This is a genomic window from Oceanisphaera psychrotolerans (genome assembly GCF_001870485.1).
Taxonomy (GTDB): Bacteria; Pseudomonadota; Gammaproteobacteria; order Enterobacterales; family Aeromonadaceae; genus Oceanimonas; species Oceanimonas psychrotolerans.
On record NZ_MDKE01000011.1, the window covers coordinates 306,945 to 329,039 of the forward strand.

Consider the following 22,095-nt stretch of genomic DNA (forward strand, 5'->3'; position numbering starts at 1 on the left):
ATGAGCGAGTCCGTACAGCTTGAAGAGCGCAACCCCGGTATCTGGGAGCTGATACTGAACCGGCCCGAGCGCCATAATGCCTTGGACGAGCGTCTGATTGCCGCCATGAGCGAGCGGCTGGACCAGGCCGCCCACCAACCTGGTCTGCGCCTGCTGGTGCTGCGCGGCACCGGCAAACACTTCGGCGTAGGCGCGGATCTGGGCTGGATGCAACGAGCTGCCACCCTCGATGATCAACAGAATCTGGCCGATGCTCGTCAATTGGCGCAGCTGTTACGACAACTGGATACCTTCCCCCACCCGACTCTGGCACTGGTGCAGGGCGCGGCCTATGGCGGCGCCCTGGGGCTGATCGCCTGCTGCGATCTGGTGGTGGCGACAACGAATAGTCGCTTCTGTCTCAGCGAGGTAAAACTGGGCCTGATCCCCGCCACCATCAGCCCCTATGTGCTGCGTGCCCTGGGGCCACGCCAGGCCCGCCGCTACATGCTCACCGCCGAGGTCATGGATGCCGCGGTGGCCGAACGGCTGGGGCTGGTCCATCTGCTGGCCGCCCCCGACCAAAGTCTGGATGAGGCGGCGGAGCCCCTGATCCGGACGATAATCCGCAATGGCCCCCATGCGCTCACCGCCGCCAAGCAGCTGATACGGGACTTCACCGGACACACCATCGACGAGACGCTGATAGACAGCAGCGCCCGTCGCCTCGCCCGGCTTCGCCTCGGTGCCGAGGCCCGGGAAGGGCTCGCCGCCTTTCTCAACAAGCGCCCGCCGGCCTGGGAGGACAAGGATGTTTAACAGGATACTGATCGCCAACCGGGGCGAAATTGCCTGCCGCATCATCCGTACCGCCCGCCGGCTCGGCATCGAGACGGTAGCGGTCTATTCCGACGCCGATGCCCGGGCGGCGCATGTGGAGCTGGCCGACGAGGCCTGGCGTCTGGGGCCGGCCCCGGCCGCCGAGAGTTATCTCCGCCAGGATAAGTTGCTGGATATCGCCAAGGCCTGTGGTGCCGAGGCCATTCATCCCGGCTACGGCTTTCTGTCGGAGAATGCCGGCTTCGCCCACGCCTGTGCCGAACAGGGGCTTGTCTTTATCGGCCCGCCCGCCACCGCCATCGAAGCCATGGGTTCCAAGTCCGCCGCCAAGGCACTGATGGCCGCCGCCGGGGTGCCGGTGGTGCCCGGTTATCACGGTGCCAATCAGGACGCCGAACAATTGCGCCGAGAGGCGGAACGATGCGGCTTTCCGCTGCTGCTGAAGGCGGTGGCCGGCGGCGGCGGCAAGGGCATGCGGGTGGTACATGGCATCGATGAGTTCGACGAGGCACTGGCGGCGGCCCGCCGCGAGGCCAACGCCGCCTTCGGTGACGACGCCATGCTGCTCGAGCGCTACCTGCCCAAGGCCCGCCATGTGGAGGTGCAGGTGTTCTGCGACCAGTTCGGCCACGGCATCTATCTGTCGGAACGGGACTGCTCGGTGCAGCGCCGTCACCAGAAGGTACTGGAAGAAGCCCCCGCTCCCGGCCTGTCGCCACAAATCCGGCTTGCCATGGGCGAAGCCGCGGTCAAGGCGGCGTTGGCCATCAACTACCGGGGCGCCGGTACCCTGGAGTTTCTGTACCAGGCCGACGGCCGCTTCTACTTCATGGAGATGAACACCCGCCTGCAGGTGGAGCACCCGGTCACCGAGCTGGTCACCCACCTGGATCTGGTGGAGTGGCAGTTGCGCGTCGCCGCCGGTGAGCCACTGCCACTGACTCAGGAACAGGTGAAGATCCGGGGTCACGCCGTGGAGGCACGGGTGTATGCCGAGGATCCGGAGCACGACTTCCTTCCCGCCGCCGGTACCCTGCACCATCTGCACGAGCCCGCCACCGGCGCCGATATCATACCCGGTGCCATAATACGACTGGATACCGGCGTGCGTCAGGGCGACGACGTCGGGATCTTCTACGACCCGCTGATCGCCAAGCTGATCGTCTGGGCCGAATATCGAGATCAGGCCCTGCGCCAATTGACCCGCTCTCTGGCTCAGTATCGCATCGGCGGGGTGCGCACCAACCTGCGCTTTCTTCATGCCCTGGCCGGGTCGGCGCCGCTGCGGGCCGCCGAGCTGCATACCGGTTATATCGAACAGCATGGTGAGTGGCTGTTTGCTCCGCCCGGCCTGGAACCAGCCCGGCTGCTGGCGCTCTGTGCCGCCTTTGTGCTGCTCAGCGAACCGCAACCGGCCCCCTCCCCCTTTGCCGGCCACCGGGGCTGGTGGCTCAACCTGCCGGCCCGACGACAACTGGCATTCGAGTATGAAGGCGAGGCTCATCGACTCGATATCAGGAGCGAGTCCGATGAGTATTTGATAACGCTCGACAACCGGCAGCACCGCCTCACCGCCGAGTTACAGTGGGAACAATTACAGGCGGTGATCGACGGCATGCCGCTGCGTTGCCACCTGGCCCGACATAATGACCAGCTATGGCTGTTTTATCGCGGCGAGCGTTTCGACGTACGGCTGCACACTCCCGATTACGAACAGCAGTCAACACATCATGGCGGCGGCCTCTGTGCCCCCATGCCCGGGGTGATCAGCCAGCTCAAGGTGGCGGTGGGCGACCCAGTTGTCGCCGGCCAGACCCTGTTAATCCTGGAGGCGATGAAAATGGAACACCCCATTGTCGCCCCCACCGCCGGTCGAGTGGCCGAACTGTATTACCGGGAAGGTAGCCAGGTTGGTGAAGGCGCCGAGCTGCTGCGACTGGAGCCCGAACAGGATCGAGAGCAGGAGCAAGAGGCACCATGAGCAACAAGGTCAGGCTGGTGGAAGTCGGCCCCCGGGACGGGCTGCAGAATGAGCCGGGTTCGGTGCCATCCGCCATCAAAATCACGTTGGTCGAGCGGCTGGCCGACTGCGGCCTGTGCCATATCGAGGCCGCCAGTTTCGTCTCGCCCAAGTGGGTGCCGCAGATGGCCGACGGCCACGCGATACTCACCGGCATTCGACGCCAGCCTGGCGTGATCTACAGCGCCCTGACCCCCAACCTCAAGGGACTGGAGGCAGCGATAGCCGCCGGTGTTGACGAAGTGGCGGTGTTTACCGCCGCCTCCGAGTCATTCTGCCGGCGCAACATCAACTGCTCCATCGACGAGAGTCTGGCCCGCTTCACCCCACTGCTGGCAAAGGCCCGGCAACACCGGCTCAAGGTTCGCGGCTATGTGTCCACCGCGCTCGGCTGCCCCTATGAAGGCAACATTGCCCCCGCCGCCGTGGCCCGGGTAGCCGGCGCCCTGTATCGGATCGGCTGCATGGAAATCTCCCTCGGCGACACCATCGGCACCGGCACGCCGAACCAGGCCTGCGCCATGCTGGCCGCAGTACGTCAGGAAGTGCCCATCACGCAGCTCGCCGTGCATTTTCACGATACCTACGGCCAGGCTCTGGCCAACATTTATGCAGTGCTGGAACAAGGGATTCGCATCATCGACAGCTCGGTCGCCGGCCTCGGCGGCTGCCCCTACGCCCCCGGCGCCTCGGGCAACGTCGCCACCGAAGACGTGGTTTATCTGCTCAACGGGCTGGGCATAGATACCGGGGTGGATCTCGGCCGGCTGGTGGATACCGGCCGCTGGATAAGCCAACAGCTGGGTCGGCCCAACGGTTCAAAAACAGGCCGCGCCTGGAAGAATGAGAGCTGAAAGCATCGTAATACGAAGCAGCAGCACGGTTGCGCTACGCCGACACGCTTCAAGCCCATCCATGGGACGCTCGGCAAATGTCATCCATGACATTTGACGGTCGGCTCCGGCAATCCCCACTGTTGTTTCGAACAACTTCGACGCCGCCAGGAAGCTGTCAGTCAGTAGTGGGGCCTCAACAATGCCGGAATTCGCGATGCTCATTCCAGCCTGCGCCCCTCTGGTCCCTGCTCCCAAGTCCCCAATCCCTGCTTTCAAAAACAAAAAGGGAGCCGAAGCTCCCTTTTTCACCGGAACGAATTCGAACCTTACTGGTTGACGAACTCGACACCCTTGACGATATCGCCTTTCAGGGTTTCCAGCATGCCGTCCATCGCGGCCTGTTCGAAGGCGCTGATGTCGCCGTAAGGCAGCACTTTTTCCACGCCGTTCTTGCCCAGCAGCACAGGCTGTGCGAAGAACTGAGCGTGCTCGCTGCCGCCGTCGACATAGGTGCATTCAACCACGTTGGCTTCACCCTGCATGGCCTTGACCAGAGACAGCGCGAAACGACAGGCAGCCTGACCCATGGACAGGGTGGCGGAGCCGCCGCCGGCCTTGGCTTCAACGACTTCGGTACCGGCATTCTGGATGCGGTAGGTCAGCTTCTCGATTTCTTCATCGGAGAAAGAAGCGCCTTCAACCTGAGACAGCAGCGGCAGTATGGTCACGCCGCTGTGGCCACCGATAACCGGCACCTTGACGTCGGACACGTTCAGGCCCTTGGCTTCGGCCACGAAGGTCTCGGCGCGGATCACGTCCAGAGTGGTGATACCGAACAGCTTGTTCTTGTCGTAGACACCGGCTTTCTTCAGCACTTCGGCGGCGATCGGCACAGTGGTGTTCACCGGGTTGGTGATGATGGCGATACAGGCCTGAGGACAGGCAGCAGCGGCTTTTTCGATCAGGTTCTTGACGATACCGGCGTTCACATTGAACAGGTCGGCACGGTCCATGCCCGGCTTGCGGGCTACACCGGCGGAGATCAGCACGATGTCGGCGCCTTCAAGCGCAGGAGTCGGATCTTCACCACCAAAACCAACAACGCTCACTGCGGTCGGGATATGGCTCAGATCGGCGGCAACACCGGGAGTTACGGGGGCGATATCGTACAGGCTTAATGCAGAACCGGCAGGCAGGTTGTTTTTCAACAGCAGGGCCAGAGCCTGGCCGATACCACCGGCGGCTCCAAGTACGGCAACTTTCATGACTGAACTCCGTTATTATTGGGTTATTAGGCGTTTCCTAGGGCTTAAGCAACATAGCGAAAGCGCCACAGAAAAACAATGATTAAGGGATGCCGAATATGCCGTTCTGTGAGACAGCGCCGCTCATCCCTGAGTCTGGAACACCAGTGCCCGCCGTTCCAGCAGACGGAACAAAAAGGTCAGCAGGCCATTCAAGGCAAGATAAATGGCGCCCGCCATCCCGAACACGGCCAGGGTATCGTAGGTCTGTCCATTGAGTCGCTGGGCCAGTCCCATGATTTCCATGATCGAGATGGTACTGGCCAGGGAACTGCCCTTGAGTACCAGCACCACTTCGTTGGAATAGGCCGGGATCACCCGCCGTCCGGCATGGCGCAGCTTGACACTCAAGGTCTGCCAGCCATTCATGCCCAAGGCCTGGCAGGCCAGGGTTTCACCTCTCGGCACCGCGTCCAGCGCCCCCTTGAACAACCGGCAGGTATAAGCACCGGCATTCATGCCCAGAGCCAGAATGGCGCAGAACATCGGCTCCCGGAAATAGGTCCATGCCCAGCTGTTTTTCATCCAGTCGAACTGGGCCGGCCCGTAGTAAACCAGAAAAATCTGTACCAGCAGCGGGGTGCCGGTCAGCAGCAATAAATACCCTTCCGTCAGCTGGGCCAGCACCGGCACCCGACGCTCCAGGATCCAGGTCAGCACCAGGGCAATCACCAACCCCAGCAACAGACCGGCGCCGGTGATGCTCAGGGTGATTTTAACCCCTTGCAGCAGGGTCGGCAGGTAGTCGAGCCAGTTAGTCATAATGGGTTACTCTCGCACGCAGCCGCTTCACCTTCTGCCCGCAGGACAACGGCAGATAGTCGAGTCATATCAGTCATAACGGGTTACCCTCGTTTTTAACCGCTTCAGCCCCTGCTGGCTGAGCACGGTGATCGCCAGATAGATCAGTGCCGCGATGCCATACCAGGTGAAGGGTTCATAGGTACGAGCGGCAACCGCCTTGGCCTGATACATCAGGTCGTGCACCCCGATCAACGACACCAGAGCGGTATCTTTCAGCAGGATCAGCCACTGGTTGCCGAGCCCCGGCAGCGCATGGCGCCAGGTTTGCGGCAGCACGATCCGCATAAAGGTGTACAAGGGTGGCAACCCCAACGCCTGGGCCGCCTGCCGCTGTCCCTGAGACACCGCGTTCAGCGCTCCGCGCAGGGTCTGGGCGGAATAGGCGGCAAACAGCAGTGACAAGGCCGTCACCCCACACCAGAAGGGACTGAATTCAAGGTACTCGCCGGTCAGCAGAAACAACAGCTGGGTGGAGCCGAAATAGATGAAAAATACCACCAGAATTTCGGGCAGGCCGCGTAATACCGTGGTCAGCAACGTCGCCGGCCAGCGCAAGGCGGCAAAGCGGCTCATCTCGGCCCCACACAGCAACACGGCCAGCACCAGGCCGGCCGCCAGTGACGTCAATGCCAGCCCCAGGGTCATCAGGGCGGCATTCATCAGATGGGTCAACATATTACTGGGGGAAATACTTTTGGTAGAGGCGGTCGTAGCTGCCGTTGGCCTTGAGCTCGCTCAGGCCCTGGTTCAGCTTGTCGAGCAGTTCCTGATTGCCTTTGGTTACGGCGATGCCGAAGCCGGTGCCGAAGTAATCATTATCGGTGATACGCTCGCCCAGTACCGCATAACCGTCATTCTTGCCCAGCCATTCGCCTACCACGGCGGTATCCGCAAACACGGCGTTCAGACGACCGTTGGTCATGTCCAGCAGCGCATCCTGCACGCTCTGATAGGGGCGAGACTTCAGGCCTTCGCTTTCCAGCTTGTCCTGAACGTATTTCTGGTGCGAGGTGCCGTTCTGCACGCCCACGGTCTGATCGTTCAGCTCGTCGATGCTGTCGAACTTGCCGGTCGGGGCCACGAATACCGCGGAGTTTTCATAATAGATATCGCTGAAGTCAACCTGCTCGGCCCGCTCCGGGGTAACGTCCATGGCGGCGATGGCGGCGTGGTAGCGACGGAATTTCAGACTCGGGATCAGGCTGTCGAAGGCCTGGTTATGGAAGCTGCACTCCAGTTCGGCCACGTCACACAACGCCCGGGCCAGATCGAGATCGAACCCCTGCATCTCGTTGTTTTCGTCAACAAACTCGAACGGAGGGTAGGCCGCATTGGTCACAAACTTCACTTCTTCTGCCTGAGCCGTGCCGAACGCCGCGAGCAGTGCCAGGGATAACAGGGTCTTGTTCATGATGATGTCCTTGTAGTCATTAATGAGTCAGAAACTCGGCCAGCCGCCGAGTCTGGGGATGATCGAGCAGTCCGGCATCGCCGTATTCCACCAGGCGGCCCTGTTCGAGATAGGCCACCTTGGTTGCCACCCGCCGGGCGAAGCCGACTTCGTGGGTCACAATCACCTGGGTAATGCCGGTTTGTCCCAGTTGCAGGATGATCTCCGCCACTTCCTTGGTAATCTCCGGATCCAGCGCCGCCGTCGGTTCGTCGAACAGCAACACCGAAGGATTCATCATCAGCGCCCGGGCGATGGCGACCCGCTGCTGCTGACCGCCGGACAGGGAACCCGGCCAGGCGTGACGCTTGTCGGCCAGCTTGAGCTGGCTCAACAGGTAACCCGCTTTATCCTGCGCCTGTTTCTTATCCATGCCCAGCACCTTGAGCGGTGCCTCCAGCAGGTTCTGCTCAACCGTCAGGTGCGGCCACAGATGATACTGCTGAAACACCATGCCCACCTTGCCGCGCAACTGCTGTGCGCGTTTCTGCAATTGGCCCGTTTGGGTGTCGGGAAAGGAAAAGGTTTCTCCGGCAATGGTCAGCTGGCCGGAATCCGGAATATCCAGCAGGTTCAGTAGCCGTAAAAGAGAACTTTTTCCTGCGCCGCTAGGACCAAGTAGCACTAATGTCTCTCCGGCATCGCATTTAAGCGAAACCTGGCTTAAAATTTCCTGACCAGCCCAGGACTTGCAAATGCCGCTGAATTCTATGCCCATGCGCTATGTTCACATCATCTGTCAGAGTGTTCGGCTGATTTTATTTTGCATTGATGTTAATGCAAGCTAATTTTGCATCCTTATGCAAAATAAATGACTAATCCTTGATAAAATATGGCCACGGATAGACAATATGCACCATTCAACCACGCTCAGTCGGCTGCAAAAAATGAACGAAAAGCAAGAACAACTGATCAAGGCCTTCAAAGCCCTGCTCAAGGAAGAACGCTTCGGCTCCCAGGCAGAGATTGTGACTGCGCTGCAGGACCTCGGATTCGATAATATCAACCAGTCCAAGGTCTCACGCATGCTGAGCAAGTTTGGCGCCGTGCGTACCCGCAATGCCAAGATGGAAATGGTCTATTGCCTGCCGGTCGAACTGGGCGTGCCTACCAGCAGCAGCCAGCTGAAAAACCTGGTGCTGGATGTGGGTCACAACAGCGCGCTTATCGTCATTCACACCAGTCCCGGCGCCGCCCAGCTGATTGCCCGCATGCTCGACTCGCTCGGCAAGGCGGAAGGTATTCTCGGCACCATCGCCGGCGATGACACCATTTTCATCACCCCCACCAAAGATACCCCGATCGAGACCCTGTTCCAGAGCGTACTGGAGCTGTTCGAGCAATACGTTTAAGCAAAAAAACCGGCGAGGGGGTAAGGCGAGAGCAGCAAGCAGCCCCCTACCCGCCGTGTTTATTTCCCCCCCTCGTTACTCATCCTTCACGCCTCACCACCGATACTTTTACAGATCTCCCTGTGTTGCCAGCCACTCTTCCGACGGCGCGAAGAAAGCGGCCCCGGTTTCAGCCTGGGTAAACAGCGTCAGATGATCGAAAGCTCCGGCTTCGTCGGGCTGAAACATGCTCTCCAGCATGCGACTGAAATGTAAGGGAGTGTTGCAGCAGGAAATAAACACCAGTCCCTGCTCTGCCGCCGAGCCCCAGGGCATGCTCTGGCGCAGAATCTCCATGCTGTTGCCGGCGGCATCCTTGAGACTGGTTCTCTTGGTGTGGGCAGTCGGGGCCTTGTGGGCCGACTCGTACTCGATATTGTCGGACTTGGTGCGGCCGTAGATGTCTTCCTGAGCCTTTAGCGCCAGCTTCTGCCACCGGGCCATCTTGTGCTTGTAGCGCTGCACATGAATATAACTGCCGTCGGCAAAGCGACCTTCCGCCACCAGCGCCACGGCGGCCCGGTTTTCACCCTGAGGGTTTTCGGTACCGTCCACGAAGCCGGTCAGATCACGGCTGTCGAGATAGCGAAAGCCCTGGCGCTCGTCTTTCAGCTCAACCTTGCCTGCCAGCCGCGCCATGATTCGCTGTACGGCGATATAAGCCACGTCCAGCCGATCGGCCCGCAGCTGAAAAAAGAGATCGAAGGGCGTTTCGGGCGCACTGCGCTGGCCTTCCTGCTGAGCCGGAAAAGGTGCCAGCTTCGCCGGCCGGGCGCCGGGGTAGAGCTCATCCCAGGCCTCGTTTCCTACCGCGACCAGGCCGGAGAAATCGGCATCCGGGTACTCCTGACACAGGCTCTGCCACAAGGCGGGCACCTCGGCAAGGGCGGCGCGAACCGCCTCGAAAGCATCTGGCTTGATGTCGAACATCAGATAATAGGCGTGAAGATTGGGTTCGGCGCAAATGCCGGCTTGTGCTGTCATCGTCTGCTCTTCCATTGCTTCGAAAGAGGCCAGTATAACGACAAAAACGGGGACTGGGGACTGGCTTTTACGAGTCCCCAGTCACGAATCCCCGGTCCCCAAGGTCAGGCCACGGCGCGCTGGCCTTCGGAGTCGGGGAAAAAAGTCAGTGCATGGGGCACCACCTTCACATTGACCTGGCTCACCGCCGGCAAGGGTTCGTTGATGCTCACTTCCAGCCGCAGGTTCTGGCACTCGACCACGCAGCGGGTATGGGTGCCGAGAAACTGCTGCTCCAGCACCCGGCCATTGCCCTGCTCGGTGAGCGACAGCTGAATCTGCCGCGGACGCAACATCAGCTGGCCACTGGTGCCGGGGGCGGCATCGAGTGCCGCCTGACTCACGATGGGGCCCATGGCGGTGAGCAGGGTGCACTTGTCGAGCACGCTGGCGGGCACGTAATTGGCCTGACCGAGAAAATCGGCCACAAAACGGCTTTGCGGATGCTGATACAGGGTTTGCGGCCGCCCCACCTGCTCGATGTGACCGGCGCGGAACAGCGCCAGCCGGTCGGAAAAGGCGAACGCCTCTTCCTTGCTGTGGGTCACGAAGATGGCACCGATCCCCTGCCCCTTGAGCAGGGCGCGAATTTCGCCGATCAGACGCATCCGCACCTGGGTGTCGATATTGGAAAAGGGCTCGTCGAGCAGCATCAGACCGGGCTGGCAGATCATGGCTCGGGCGATGGCTACCCGCTGCTGCTGTCCACCCGACAGCTGATGCGGATAACGAGCACCCAGCTCGGCCAGATTCACCAGTTCCAGCACCTCGGCCACCCGCGTATTGATGCGGGCCTTGTTGCTTTCCTTGCTCTGCAGGCCGAAGGCCACGTTCTGCGCCACATTCAGATGCGGAAACAGGGCGTAGTCCTGAAAAATCATGCCGATGTTACGCCGCTCGGGCACCACTTCCACCCCACCGCCGTTCATCTTCCGGCCGTGGATATGGATCTCGCCCCGGGTCACCGGCAGCAAGCCCGCCACCGCCTTCAGCAGCGTGGTCTTGCCGCAACCGCTGGCGCCCAGCAGGCACATGATTTCGTTCTCGGCCACCTGCAACGACAGGTTATCCAGTATGGCCTTGCCGTTATAACTACAGCGAATGCCGTTTACATCCAGTGCCGCCATCAGTGATGCTGCTCCAGTGATCGGTTCAGGAAAATCAGCGGTATCAGTCCCACCAGCACGATGACAATGGCGGGCAGGGCCCCCACTTCCAGTTGCTCGTCGGACACAAACTGATATACATAGGTCGCCAGGGTCTGAAAGTTGAAAGGCCGCAGCAACAGGGCCGCCGGCAGCTCTTTCATGCATTCGATAAACACCAGCAGGGCGCCGGCCAGCATGCCCTTGCGGATCAGCGGCATATGCACCTTCATCATCATGGCGCCCGGGCCATAGCCCATGGTCTGGGTCACCATGTCCAGCGACGGCGACACCTTGCCGAGGCTGCTTTCCACGGCCCCGATGGCCATGGCGCCGAAACGAACCAGATAACCGAAGGCGATGGCGGTCATGGTGCCGGTCAGCAACAGGCCCGGCTCGCTCAGTCCCAGCCACAGCGCCAGATCGTTGATGGCAAAATCGAGACTGGTCAGCGGCACCAGCACACCAATCGCCAGCACGGTTCCCGGCAGGGCATAGCCCATGCTCGCCAGCCGCATGGGCAGCGCCGTGTAGGTTTTGCCGGTCAGTCGGTGGGTCATGCCCAGTAACAGGGCGATCATCAGCGCCAGTCCCGCTACCAGCGCCGACAGTACCAAGCTGTTCATGCTGTACTCGAAGAAGCGTGCATTCCAGGACTGCTCGAAGTAATGGATGGCGTGATAACACAGAATGACGAAGGGCAGCAGGAAGCCCAGCACCACCAGCCCCCAGCAATACGCCAGCGCGCCCCATTTCGACACCCCATCGAGCCGATAACCGATTGCCTGTTCGTGCCCCATGCTTTTCTGGAACATCTGCTGTCGCTTGCGACTGCTGCGTTCCAGACTCAGCAACAGCATCACCACCAACAACATCATGGCGGCAATCTTGGCGGCGGCATTGAGGCTGCCATAGCCCAGCCAGGTATCGTAGACCGCCGTGGTCAGGGTGTTGACCGCAAAGAAGTTGACGGTACCGAAATCGGCCAGGGTTTCCATCGCTACCAGCGACAGCCCCACCGCGATGGAGGGCCGCGCCAGCGGCAAACTGACGCGTTTGAAACTCTGCCAGGGGGTGCAGCCCAGCAGACGGCTGGACTGGATCAGACTGGTGGACTGCTCCAGAAAGGCGGTGCGCGCCAGCAGGTAGACATAGGGATACAACACCAGCCCCAGCATCAGGGCGGCGCCGCCGAGGGTACGGATAGGCGGAAAATAATAATCGGCGGACGACTGCCAGCCAAACCACTGTCGCAATGCGGCTTGCACCGGGCCGGAAAAGTCCAGCAGGTCGGTATAAACGAAGGCAACAATATAGGAAGGCATGGCCAGCGGCAGGATCAGTGCCCACTGCAGCCAGCGCTTGCCGGGGAGTTCACACATCGCCATCAACCAGGCGGCGGGCACCCCGCACAACAGGCTGAAGACCATGACCAGCAGCACCAGCCAGAAGGTATTGCCGATATACGCAGAAAGCACCGTGCCCCACAGATGACGAAAGAGATCTTCTGCGGGTAACAGTGCTTCATAAATCAATGCCATCACAGGCAAGGTCAGCAACAGAGCCAGGGCCCAACTGCCGACCGTCCAACCAGGTCTTTTCATCTACAGCTCAAAACGGGGGACAGACCCCCGTCTTTTTACAGATCGTATTGGACTTCGTCCACCAGTTGCACCGCCTGTTTGGCATGTTTTGCCACATCGGTCAGCGGACGCGGGTCAGACTTGAAGTCACCCCAGCCCTTCACCAGCTCGGACGGCTCCACGCCGGGCTTGACCGGATACTCGTGGTTGGCAGAGGCGTACAGGTGCTGCGCTTCGTCACCGGACAGGAATTCCATCAGCTGAACCGCCGCATCCTTGTTCTTGGCATGCTTGGTCAGCGCCACGGCGGAGATGTTGACGTGAGTGCCGCGATCATTCTGATTGGGGAAGTTGATATAGGCAGACTCCGCCCACTCACGCTGCTTGTCATCGGTCAGCATCACGCCGTAGTAGTAGCTGTTGCCCAGCGCATAGTCACAGACGCCGTCCTTGATGGCCTTGACCTGATCCCGGTCACCGCCCTGAGGCTTGCGTGCCAGGTTGGCCTTGAGACCTTCCAGCCAGGTCTTGGTGTACTCTGCACCGTGCTCGTCAATCATGGAGGCCGTCAGTGCCACGTTGTAAGGGTGCTTGCCGCTGCGGGTACAGATCTTGCCCTTGTACTTGGGATCGGCCAGCTCTTCATAGGTAATGTCGTCACGCTTGCCAACCCGCTCTACCGAGCTGTAGATGGCACGGGCCCGGGTGGTCAGGGCAAACCATTTTCCGTCTGCATCACGGTACTGGGCCGGAATGTTCTCTTCCAGCACCTTGCTGTCAACGGACTGGGTCAGATCCTTGTCGACCACATCCATCAGTCGGCTGACGTCGACGGTCAGTACCAGATCGGCCGGTGACAGACGCCCTTCACGCTGCAGACGCTCACCCATACCATCCTTGATGAAGACGACATTGACGTCGATACCGGTTTCTTTGGTAAAGGTGTCGATGATCGGCTTGATCAGAAAGTCCTGGCGATTGGAGTAAACATTGACTTCTTCGGCCAAGGCCTGGCTGGTGAAGCTGGTCACCAGCAACGCCGCCGCCGACAGGAAAAATTTGTTAGACATCATCCAGATCCATTTAGTTGAGTGAGAATAGTTACTGTTCAGGAGTATACCTAGACGCGACTCGGAATCAACAAGCAACCGACATCTAAATAATAAAAATTTTCATCTGCAATACGATACCAGAGGCTGCCGCACTTTTTTTGAGCCGGATCGGTTCACCCATAAAAAAGAGAGAGCCCAGGCTCTCTCTTCACAATACGCGACAGTGTTATCCGCGAGAGGCTCAGCTCCGCTTCAGGCTCACGAACTCGGGATAGGCATCGACACCGCAGTCGATCATGTCCATACCGGACTGCTCTTCGTCTTCGCTGACACGAATACCCATGACCTGCTTCAGCACATACCAGACCAGCAGGCTGGCACTGAATACCCAGCCACCGATCACCAGGATACCGGCCAGCTGTGCCCACAGTGTGGCATCGGCATTGGCCACCGGTACCAGCAGCAGACCGAAGATACCGCACACGCCATGCACCGAGATGGCACCGACAGGATCATCGATACGCAGCTTGTCCAGAGAGATGATGGCATACACCACCAGCACGCCCGACAGCAGACCGATGGAAGCGCCCCACAGGTGACTGGGCGACAGCGGGTCGGCGGTAATGGCCACCAGACCGGCCAGGGCGCCATTCAGTACCATGGTCAGATCGGCCTTGCCCCAGGTCATCTTGGTTACCAGTAGGGCGCCGATGGCACCGGCGGCAGCGGCGGCATTGGTGTTAACGAAAATCTTGGCCACAGCGGTCGAGTTTTCCACATCGGACAGCAGCAACTGGGAACCACCGTTGAAACCGAACCAGCCCATCCACAGGATAAAGGTACCCAGGGTCGCCAGCGGCATGTTGGAGCCGGGGATCGGATGAATGGAACCGTCCTTGCCGTATTTGCCTTTACGGGCACCCAGCAGCAGCACACCGGCCAGGGCGGCAGCAGCGCCAGCCATGTGCACGATGCCGGAGCCGGCGAAGTCGGTGAAGCCCCACTCAGACAGGAAACCGCCACCCCAGGTCCAGTAACCTTCCAGCGGGTAGATGAAGGCTGTCAGTACCACCGAGAACGCCAGGAAGGCCCACAGCTTCATCCGCTCGGCTACCGCACCGGACACGATGGACATGGCGGTCGCCACAAACACCACCTGGAAGAAGAAATCGGATTCCAGCGCATGGTCGGCACCATCGGCCTGGCTGCCGATCAGGGCGCCCAGGCTCGGCAGCCAGCCGCCTTCGGCATTGTCCACGTACATGATGTTGTAACCCACCAGCAGGTACATGGTACAGGCGATGGCAAACAGCAGAATATTCTTGGTCAGTATTTCGGTGGTGTTCTTGGCGCGCACCAGGCCCGCCTCCAGCATGGCGAAACCCGCCGCCATCCACATCACCAGCACACCGGACATCAGAAAATAAAAGGTGTCCAGGGCAAACTTCATTTCGGTCAATGTATCCATCATCCATTCCCTCGCTTAAATCGCTTCCATGTCCCGCTCGCCGGTACGGATACGCACCGTCTGCTGCAGGTCATAAACAAAAATCTTGCCGTCGCCGATCTTGCCGGTATAGGCGGTTTCGGTAATCGCTTCGATCACCAGTTCTACCTGATCGCTCTGGGTGGCGATCTCCAGCTTGATCTTGGGCAGAAAGTCCACGGTGTATTCGGCCCCGCGATACAGTTCGGTGTGTCCCTTCTGACGACCGAACCCTTTGACTTCCGATACCGTCATGCCATCGATGCCGACATGAGCCAGTGCCGAACGCACGTCATCGAGCTTGAAGGGTTTGATAATGGCGCAAATCATTTTCATGGCAATCTTCCTTGTGTGTCTGGATTGATCAATAGACAAACAAGCTTCGTGCCATCTTTTTTTATTCTTTAACTTTCAATATATTAGCCGATAATGCCGGATGATTTTCGAAGGCATGATATGATGTTGGTGCAGTAGATACACTAAAAGCACCAAGACGGTGCAATGGAGTCACGATGCTATCTCTATCGGCCCGGGTGCAGATCCCCGAGCAGGAACTGGAATTTATTACCATGCGCGCCAGCGGTCCGGGTGGCCAGCACGTGAACAAAACCGACTCGGCGGTGCAGCTGCGTTTCGACTACGTCAACAGCCCCAGCCTGCCCGACAGCTACAAGGCGGCGCTGCGGCAAATGAAGGACAACCGGATACTGGCATCGGGCTGGATCATGATCCGCAGCGAGAGCCATCGCAGCCAGCTGATGAACAAGGAAACCGCCAAAGAGGCGTTAATCGCCCTGCTGCAGGAAGCCGGCAAGCCGGTGAAGGTTCGCCGGGCCACCAAGCCGAGCAAGGCCGCCAAACGCAAACGGGCCGACAGCAAGACCCACAGAGGAAAAATCAAGAGCGGACGGGGGAAGGTAAAGCTTTAACGATTACTGCAGAAGTCCCGCCATTGCTCCAACACCCGGACCAGGTCGTCCAGGCCGCAGCCGGCATACAGCTCGTCATCATAATAGGCCATGCCGTCTTCCATCTCGTCGGTATCGAAGGCCAGGGCATGAGCACTGAGCTCCGCCTCTTCCCGGGTCAGCAGCAAGGTACATTCGGGGTAGTTCTTCTTGAACTCCTGCGCTTCACCCGCTTCGAGGGTCTTGATGGTCGCGAGCAATGCCGTCGCCTCGGCAATGCTGACTTCATCGGTCAGCCACTGGCCCATCACCTCATGCCCCATGGTAAAACGGGCCCGGTGATGGCCATTCAAATCCCGAAAAAACTCAAACTCCACAGGCACCTCCGACAATAAAGCTGGCGATTCTACTCCCGCGAGCCGGCACTGAACAGGACTGTTTCAGCCAGCCGGATCCAGCGGCGGCCGCCGACCGACCAGTCGCAACCGAAAACGATCCCGTAACCGGCTGAACGTCAGGATAAAGGGCAGAAAGACCAGCGCCCACAGGCTGCGATAACGGTTGTTTTCCGGCTTGCCTGCACCAAAGGTCAACGGCTCCGGCTGCCAGCCGGTGACATAGAGGGTGCCGAACATCCAGTCCCAGACCGACAGGTTGGTGCCGAAATTCCGGTTGAAATGTTTGGGGTCGTTGCTGTGATGGATCTGGTGCTGGGCCGGACTGTTGATCACATGCTCGACAACCGGGCCGAACGACAGCCAGATATGGGTATGCCGCAGGTTGGCGGCCAGGGAGTTGAAGGTCAGTACCAGGTAGCTGGAACCGAACAGGGTGTATTTGCTGACGCTGCCGCCACAGAGGTAGTAAAAAGCTCCCGCGTAGGCACCGATAACCCCCCCCTTGACCAGCTTCTCCACCACCTTTTCCACCACATGGATACGGCTGGCGGTGGCCGGCACCATTACCTCCGCCGAATGATGTACCTTGTGAAACTCCCATAGCCATCGACAGTGAAAGGCCCGGTGCACCCAGTAATGCACACAGTCCGCCACCAGGAACAACCCCAGACCATAGAGCATCATCAGCCCCATGTTTTCGCCCAGGCGCGGCCGTTCCCCCCAGACCCGTTCGAAGAAGCCCACATAGTCCCGGGATTCCCAGATAAAGGGGTCCACCAGCCCCACCACCGGCAGCACAAACAGCAACTTGAGCACCCCGCGCAACAGATAGTACTGATGGTCCAGCAAGGCCGATGGGTGCAGCCACACCTCACGACCACCGATAAAGCGCCAGTAGCTGGTGGCGGTCGTGGTGCCATCCTGCAGCCGCAACCGATAGAGCAACAGCGCCGCCAGGTAGGAGATACCGATAAAGACCACCGAAAAACGGCCATTGAGATCGAATACGCCAACCAGCCTGCTGCTCAACGGTTCCAGCAGGAACAAATGCACCCAGGTAAGCAGCCCATCAAACAGTTCCATTATCCCTCTCCGCACGATTGGTCCGGTCCGGCATCCACGACACCCAACCGCACGGGATTCTAAAAGAAAACCATTCGCAACACTATTACAAACACGACAAATGCTTGTTGCCGGTGCGCCCCTCCTCCCCTGAAACGACCTGAACCATCAACAACACTGTTCACAATAAAATCATGCCCATTCTGTTCAGGGTAAACTGGCCTGAGGTATTTATCTCCAGTATCCTATGCCGCCGCTCTCAAACAGAGGGAATATCCGGTCATATTTTAAATATGCAGATAAAAATTCTTCACATAAAGAATAACTGACCCGACAGACAGGCCGACAATAAAAATAACAAGCCGAAATTCCAATAAACTGTATACAATAATGGAACGCAGATACCATGAGTCATGACCCGCACCATCAGACCAACCAACAGGAACTGGTCTACAAACTGCACGACAAACCGCCCTTCGTGCAGTCCCTGTTCGCCGCCATCCAGCACCTGCTGGCGCTGTTCGTGGCGGTGATCACGCCGCCGCTGATCATCTGCCAGACTCTGGGTATTCCCGCCGCCGACACCGCCCAGATCATCAGCATGTCACTGTTCATTACCGGGGTGGCTTCCTTTATCCAGATGAAACGCGTCGGTCCCGTCGGCACCGGCCTGTTGTCGATTCAGGGCACCAGTTTCAACTTTCTCGGTCCCATCATCGCCAGCGGCCTGGCCATGAAAGACGGTGGCGTCACCACCGAAGCCATGCTGGCGGCCATTTTCGGCACCGCCCTGCTGGCCGCCCCCACCGAGATGATCCTCTCGCGCTTTCTGCATCTGGCCCGTCGTATCATTTCACCGCTGGTCAGCGGCATTATCGTTACCCTGATTGGCCTGACCCTGATCCAGCTGGGCCTGACGTCCATCGGCGGCGGTTTCGGCGCCATCTCCGGCGGCACCTTCGGGGCACTCGACAACCTGGCGCTGGCCGGCACCGTGCTGGGCATCATCATCGTGATGAACCGCAGCCGAAACCCGTATATCCGACTGTCGTCCATTCTGGTGGCCATGGTCACCGGCACCCTGCTGGCCTGGTACATGGGCAAACTGGCGCCGCTGGAAGGCAACCTGCCCCCCATGACCTTCCCCATCCCGCTGCAATACGGTCTGGGCTTCGACGCTTCGCTGTTTATTCCGCTGGTACTGGTGTATCTGATCACGGCGCTGGAAGGCATCGGTGATACCACCGCCACCTCGGAAGTGTCCGGCGAGCCGGTATCTGGCCCGGTCTACATGAGTCGTATCAAGGGCTGTGTGCTGGGTGATGGCGTCAACTCCTCGCTGGCATCAATTTTCAACACCTTTCCGGTCTCGACCTTCAGCCAGAACAACGGCGTGATCCAGATGACCGGCGTCGCCAGCCGTCATGTCGGCTTTTTCGTGGCCGGCATTCTGGTGCTCATGGGGCTGTTTCCCGCGGTCAGCACCATGGTGCAGCGCATTCCCGAGCCGGTGCTGGGCGGTGCCACCCTGGTGATGTTCGGCTCCATCGCCGCCGCCGGAGTACGCATCCTGTCACGCGAGCGCCTGGATCGTCGCGCCCTGTTTATCATGGCCATCTCCTTCGGCATGGGCCTGGGCATCTCCCAGCGTCCGGATATCCTGCAATTCATGCCGGAACTCATCAAGAACGTGTTCTCTTCCGGCATCGCCGCCGGTGGTATCACCGCCATCCTGATGAACATCATCATGCCGCTGAGCCATCCGCAGGCAGACACTGAAGAGCAACAGCTCGAGCAGGCCAGCTGAACCGGCGGCTTACCCCGCTTGCAGGACCGGTAAACTCCGGTCCATTAGTCCGAACCGGGGCTGCCAGACTGAGTGGCAGCCTCTTTTGGTCAGTCATCCAGCCACGATCAACATCCATCATATAAAGAACACATCGGCGAACCAGTCACCGCTCTTTTCCGGGTATCGCATTCATCCGCGGCCAGCCTCACCCGTCGCCCCCTCGCTCCTCTTCGCAGCCCCTCCGGCGCCATCATGGTGCATAGAAAACAAGTTCTGCCCTCACGCCGGGCAGGGGAACACTATGGAAGCCACCTCAAAAACAGTAAATCATTGAAAAATAATCAATCTCCTCATCAGGCACAGGGTTTGCACATTCTTGTAGAGAAATTTTTATAACTATAAATATTTCCTAATATGGACATTCCAGCACTCGCTTCAGCTCATAACATATCAAAGACATGAGGATTGAACCTATGGAACAGGAACCCACTCTGGCTGAATTCTGCCTGATCTGCGCGATACGGATGTATCGCGCACCTTATCTCTGAAGGAGTATCACCATGACATCGATATTTCGGCTAGCAACGCCGTCTCAATGGGGCATCAAGGCCCTCGCCTTTACCTGCCATGATCTCGATAACCAACGGCTCGACGACGCCCTGCAGCAGCAGCTGAGCAGCCTGAGAGCACAGTTCGATGCGCAGCATGCCCTGGCCATGCAGCAGGGCTTTATCGAGCTCCGTCAGCAGGTCGGCCGATCGATCAAACGTTTTCCACCCTCGCCCCTGGCCCTGTACCAGCAGTTCGAACGCAAGGGACAGCTGCAGGCAATTTCGCCGCTGGTGGATCTCTACAACCAATGGTCGCTGAACAGCGGCCTGTCCATTGGTGCCCACGATCTGCAGCAGTTACAACTACCGGTCAGGCTGGATATGAGCCGCGGTGGCGAGGAATTTATGGCCCTGGGCAGTGCACAGGCCAGGCCGCTCCCTGCCGGTGAATATGGCTACTTCGATGGCGGAGATCAGGTACTGTGTCGAATGGAGTATCGCCAGGCCGCCGCCACCGCCCTGCAGGCCCATACCCGGGCGGCACTGTTTATCGTGCAGGGCCATGCCCAGACCTCCGACAGCTACCTGCAGGACATCGCCGCCGGCCTGAAACAGGATCTGCAGCGATATTGCCAGCGTCGCAAGATAGCCTGACGGGTACAGGATGCACTAGCGATTCCCCCCGCGGCAATACCGAACAGCAGGCATCCAGTCACCGCTCCGCTTCAGTCTGAACCCATCAAAGGTTGCCGGCGCTCACGCCAGTTCGGTGCCACCGACCAGCTTGAGCCCGACCACGCCGGCAATGATCAGCATCAGACAGGCCAGTCTGCCGGCATTGGCGGCCTCCCCCAGAAACAGCATGCCATACACCGCCGTGCCCACAGCGCCGATTCCCACCCACACCGCATAGGCCGTGCCCACCGGCAGGGTACGCACGGCCTGCGCCAGCAGATACATGCTGAGACAGATAAAAAAGGCACAGTATAGGGTCGGCCACAACCGGGTAAACCCCTGGGTTTTCGGGATCACGGCGGCGTAGCAGATTTCACTGATGCCGGCCCCCAGCAGGAACCACCAGCCTGCCCCCAAGCCATTGAACATATAAGCGTCTCCCCTATCGTCAATCTCGACAAAAAATGTGCGGTCACACCTCGCCGGGATAGGGAGGCTCACCGCCATGCCGAACAGATCTCGTCAAGACAACAAAATGGGCGGCCACATCCCGTGTGCCGCCCTGCGTGCTGATTCATACCCCGGTTAACCGGGCGCCAGGCCTCAGCCCTTGGCGGTGCGCTTGGTCTTCTCCGGATCATCAAACGGCATGGTGTGGGCGATGGCCTGCACCTGCAGGCTGCCCCGCACTTCCAGCGGCACGCCCTGCTCGGCATAGGGCACATCCAGCCGGGCAATGGCCATGGATTTTCCGGTCAGGCGCGAATACATGCCTTCGGTAATCACACCGACCTGCTTGCCGTCGGCCCACAGGGTATCGCCGGCGCCTGCCGCCTGCTCGCCCTCGAGCAGTACCCCGAAGATCCTGAAGCGCTCCTTGCCCTTCAGCCGCGCATGTTCGTAACCGCCCCGGAATTCGCCCTTGCTCGGCGACACGGTAAAGTCCAGCCCCAGCTCCCACAGGGTATCGCCGGACGCTTCATCCGCGAAGGGATAAAGCTCGGAGTTGTCGAACGGATAGAACAGCAGACAGCTTTCCACCCGCAGCTGGTCCAGGGCGCTGAACGCGCAGGGGATGATGCCCAGAGACGCGCCCTGCTCCAGGATGGTGTCCCAGATTTTCGGGGCATCGGCCGCCTTGCAGAAAATCTCGTAACCGCGCTCGCCGGTATAGCCGGTGCGGGAGATCATCACCGGACAATCGAACAGCCGGGTCTGCACATGATGAAAATAGGGCAGGTCGCGAATACCCGGCACATGCTCGGCCAGAAAGTCCACCGCCAGCGGCCCCTGCAGGGACAGATCATGCAGATCGTCATCAAACAGCACCGCCACCTGCCGCCCCTGGGCGGAGCGCACCAGCATCTCGTGTCCGGCCCCCGTACCGTGCACCACCATGAAGGCATTGGGTCCGGTACGGTAAATCACGCAATCGTCGACGAACTTGCCGGCTTCATTGAGCATGGTTGCGTAGGACGACTTGCCCGGATATATCTTGGAGATATCCCGGCTGGTGGCGTATTCCAGCAGAGACTCCGCATGCAGGCCCACGTAGTGCACCTTTTTCAGGCCGGAGACGTCCATCAGTCCGGCACGGGTACGGATCGCCTCATGCGAGTCGGCCACGTCCCCGTCATAGGTCCAGGCCGTGCCCATGCCGTTCCAGTCTTCGAGCTTGGAACCCAGTGCGCGGTGACGATCGCCAAGGGCAGAAAAACGCCAGGAATTTGCCATGTAGTACTCCTTGTAGTGTCATATACGCGCCAGAGCCATCCTCTGGCTGCGCGCTTGTTCGGCTG

General features: G+C 59.6%; 23 protein-coding genes. 7 read left to right on the forward strand and 16 right to left on the reverse strand.

Annotation, left to right across the window (positions count from 1 at the left end; genetic code table 11):
* From BFR47_RS05580 to BFR47_RS05590, 3 genes are read left to right on the forward strand one after another with little or no spacing between them, the layout of a single operon-like run.
* Window positions 1–798 carry an enoyl-CoA hydratase-related protein gene (locus tag BFR47_RS05580; protein WP_071472138.1) on the forward strand — a complete coding sequence of 266 codons (798 nt, stop codon included), beginning with the start codon at window positions 1–3 and terminating at the stop codon, window positions 796–798.
* Window positions 791–2,800: an ATP-binding protein gene (locus BFR47_RS05585; protein WP_071472139.1), complete on the forward strand. Its 2,010-nt coding sequence runs from the start codon at window positions 791–793 to the stop codon at window positions 2,798–2,800. Before BFR47_RS05580 ends, BFR47_RS05585 begins: the two co-directional genes overlap by 8 nt.
* Complete coding sequence (locus BFR47_RS05590; RefSeq protein ID WP_071472140.1) at window positions 2,797–3,693, forward strand: hydroxymethylglutaryl-CoA lyase; 897 nt, start codon at window positions 2,797–2,799, stop codon at window positions 3,691–3,693. Before BFR47_RS05585 ends, BFR47_RS05590 begins: the two co-directional genes overlap by 4 nt.
* On the opposite strand, the gene BFR47_RS17730 is transcribed toward BFR47_RS05590, so the two are convergent.
* The 6 genes from BFR47_RS17730 to BFR47_RS05615 form a co-directional block, all read right to left on the reverse strand.
* Window positions 3,658–3,897, reverse strand: a complete 240-nt coding sequence (locus BFR47_RS17730; protein WP_139215104.1) for a hypothetical protein — start codon at window positions 3,895–3,897, stop codon at window positions 3,658–3,660. The genes BFR47_RS05590 and BFR47_RS17730 overlap by 36 nt on opposite strands.
* A 104-nt stretch (window positions 3,898–4,001) precedes the next feature.
* Window positions 4,002–4,940, reverse strand: a complete 939-nt coding sequence (mdh, locus tag BFR47_RS05595; RefSeq protein WP_071472141.1) for a malate dehydrogenase — start codon at window positions 4,938–4,940, stop codon at window positions 4,002–4,004.
* A 123-nt stretch (window positions 4,941–5,063) separates the two neighbouring features.
* Window positions 5,064–5,741, reverse strand: coding sequence for an arginine ABC transporter permease ArtM (gene artM, locus BFR47_RS05600; RefSeq protein ID WP_071472142.1), 678 nt, complete (start codon window positions 5,739–5,741; stop codon window positions 5,064–5,066).
* A gap of 69 nt (window positions 5,742–5,810) precedes the next feature.
* Window positions 5,811–6,458 carry an arginine ABC transporter permease ArtQ gene (gene artQ, locus BFR47_RS05605; protein WP_071472143.1) on the reverse strand — a complete coding sequence of 216 codons (648 nt, stop codon included), beginning with the start codon at window positions 6,456–6,458 and terminating at the stop codon, window positions 5,811–5,813.
* 1 nt (window position 6,459) lies between these two features.
* The gene (locus tag BFR47_RS05610; RefSeq protein WP_071472144.1) at window positions 6,460–7,194 is read right to left on the reverse strand and encodes a transporter substrate-binding domain-containing protein; all 735 of its coding nucleotides are present in this window, start codon (window positions 7,192–7,194) and stop codon (window positions 6,460–6,462) included.
* A 19-nt stretch (window positions 7,195–7,213) separates the two neighbouring features.
* Entirely contained in the window at window positions 7,214–7,951 is a 738-nt protein-coding gene (locus BFR47_RS05615; RefSeq protein ID WP_071472145.1) for an ATP-binding cassette domain-containing protein, read from the reverse strand.
* Window positions 7,952–8,084: 133 nt separating this feature from the next.
* On the opposite strand from BFR47_RS05615, the gene argR reads away from it, so the two are divergent.
* Window positions 8,085–8,585 (forward strand): transcriptional regulator ArgR, encoded by a 501-nt coding sequence (gene argR, locus BFR47_RS05620; RefSeq protein ID WP_071472146.1) that lies wholly within the window; start codon window positions 8,085–8,087, stop codon window positions 8,583–8,585.
* Between the two features lie 108 nt (window positions 8,586–8,693).
* Here the strand turns inward: argR and BFR47_RS05625 are convergent, their stop codons facing one another.
* The 6 genes from BFR47_RS05625 to BFR47_RS05650 all read right to left on the reverse strand — a co-directional run bounded on the left by BFR47_RS05625 (window position 8,694) and on the right by BFR47_RS05650 (window position 15,249).
* Window positions 8,694–9,608, reverse strand: coding sequence for a Dyp-type peroxidase (locus BFR47_RS05625; protein WP_071472147.1), 915 nt, complete (start codon window positions 9,606–9,608; stop codon window positions 8,694–8,696).
* 104 nt (window positions 9,609–9,712) lie between these two features.
* The gene (locus tag BFR47_RS05630; protein ID WP_071472148.1) at window positions 9,713–10,774 is read right to left on the reverse strand and encodes an ABC transporter ATP-binding protein; all 1,062 of its coding nucleotides are present in this window, start codon (window positions 10,772–10,774) and stop codon (window positions 9,713–9,715) included.
* On the reverse strand, window positions 10,774–12,396 hold the full coding sequence (locus BFR47_RS05635) for an ABC transporter permease (protein ID WP_071472149.1): 1,623 nt from the start codon (window positions 12,394–12,396) through the stop codon (window positions 10,774–10,776). Before BFR47_RS05635 ends, BFR47_RS05630 begins: the two co-directional genes overlap by 1 nt.
* A 35-nt stretch (window positions 12,397–12,431) precedes the next feature.
* Window positions 12,432–13,445, reverse strand: coding sequence for a Fe(3+) ABC transporter substrate-binding protein (locus BFR47_RS05640; RefSeq protein WP_071472150.1), 1,014 nt, complete (start codon window positions 13,443–13,445; stop codon window positions 12,432–12,434).
* 223 nt (window positions 13,446–13,668) lie between these two features.
* Complete coding sequence (locus BFR47_RS05645) at window positions 13,669–14,895, reverse strand: ammonium transporter (RefSeq protein WP_071472151.1); 1,227 nt, start codon at window positions 14,893–14,895, stop codon at window positions 13,669–13,671.
* Between the two features lie 15 nt (window positions 14,896–14,910).
* The gene (locus BFR47_RS05650) at window positions 14,911–15,249 is read right to left on the reverse strand and encodes a P-II family nitrogen regulator (protein WP_071472152.1); all 339 of its coding nucleotides are present in this window, start codon (window positions 15,247–15,249) and stop codon (window positions 14,911–14,913) included.
* 176 nt (window positions 15,250–15,425) lie between these two features.
* On the opposite strand from BFR47_RS05650, the gene arfB reads away from it, so the two are divergent.
* On the forward strand, window positions 15,426–15,842 hold the full coding sequence (arfB, locus tag BFR47_RS05655; RefSeq protein WP_071472153.1) for an alternative ribosome rescue aminoacyl-tRNA hydrolase ArfB: 417 nt from the start codon (window positions 15,426–15,428) through the stop codon (window positions 15,840–15,842).
* Here the strand turns inward: arfB and BFR47_RS05660 are convergent.
* Window positions 15,839–16,198, reverse strand: a complete 360-nt coding sequence (locus tag BFR47_RS05660) for a YacL family protein (RefSeq protein WP_071472154.1) — start codon at window positions 16,196–16,198, stop codon at window positions 15,839–15,841. The two genes, arfB and BFR47_RS05660, sit on opposite strands and share 4 nt — an antisense overlap.
* A 63-nt stretch (window positions 16,199–16,261) precedes the next feature.
* A complete protein-coding gene (locus BFR47_RS05665; RefSeq protein ID WP_071472155.1) occupies window positions 16,262–17,302 on the reverse strand; it encodes a sterol desaturase family protein in 1,041 nt (346 codons plus the stop codon).
* 385 nt (window positions 17,303–17,687) lie between these two features.
* On the opposite strand from BFR47_RS05665, the gene BFR47_RS05670 reads away from it, so the two are divergent.
* Entirely contained in the window at window positions 17,688–19,088 is a 1,401-nt protein-coding gene (locus BFR47_RS05670) for a uracil-xanthine permease family protein (RefSeq protein ID WP_071472156.1), read from the forward strand.
* A 542-nt stretch (window positions 19,089–19,630) separates the two neighbouring features.
* A complete protein-coding gene (locus BFR47_RS05675) occupies window positions 19,631–20,275 on the forward strand; it encodes a B3/B4 domain-containing protein (protein WP_071472157.1) in 645 nt (214 codons plus the stop codon).
* Between the two features lie 102 nt (window positions 20,276–20,377).
* Here BFR47_RS05675 and BFR47_RS05680 read toward each other — a convergent pair whose 3' ends face one another.
* Together BFR47_RS05680 and BFR47_RS05685 are read right to left on the reverse strand one after the other, a co-directional pair.
* Complete coding sequence (locus BFR47_RS05680; protein ID WP_071472158.1) at window positions 20,378–20,725, reverse strand: DMT family transporter; 348 nt, start codon at window positions 20,723–20,725, stop codon at window positions 20,378–20,380.
* A 174-nt stretch (window positions 20,726–20,899) separates the two neighbouring features.
* Window positions 20,900–22,030 carry an aminomethyl transferase family protein gene (locus BFR47_RS05685; RefSeq protein WP_071472159.1) on the reverse strand — a complete coding sequence of 377 codons (1,131 nt, stop codon included), beginning with the start codon at window positions 22,028–22,030 and terminating at the stop codon, window positions 20,900–20,902.
* Window positions 22,031–22,095: the final 65 nt, after the last annotated feature.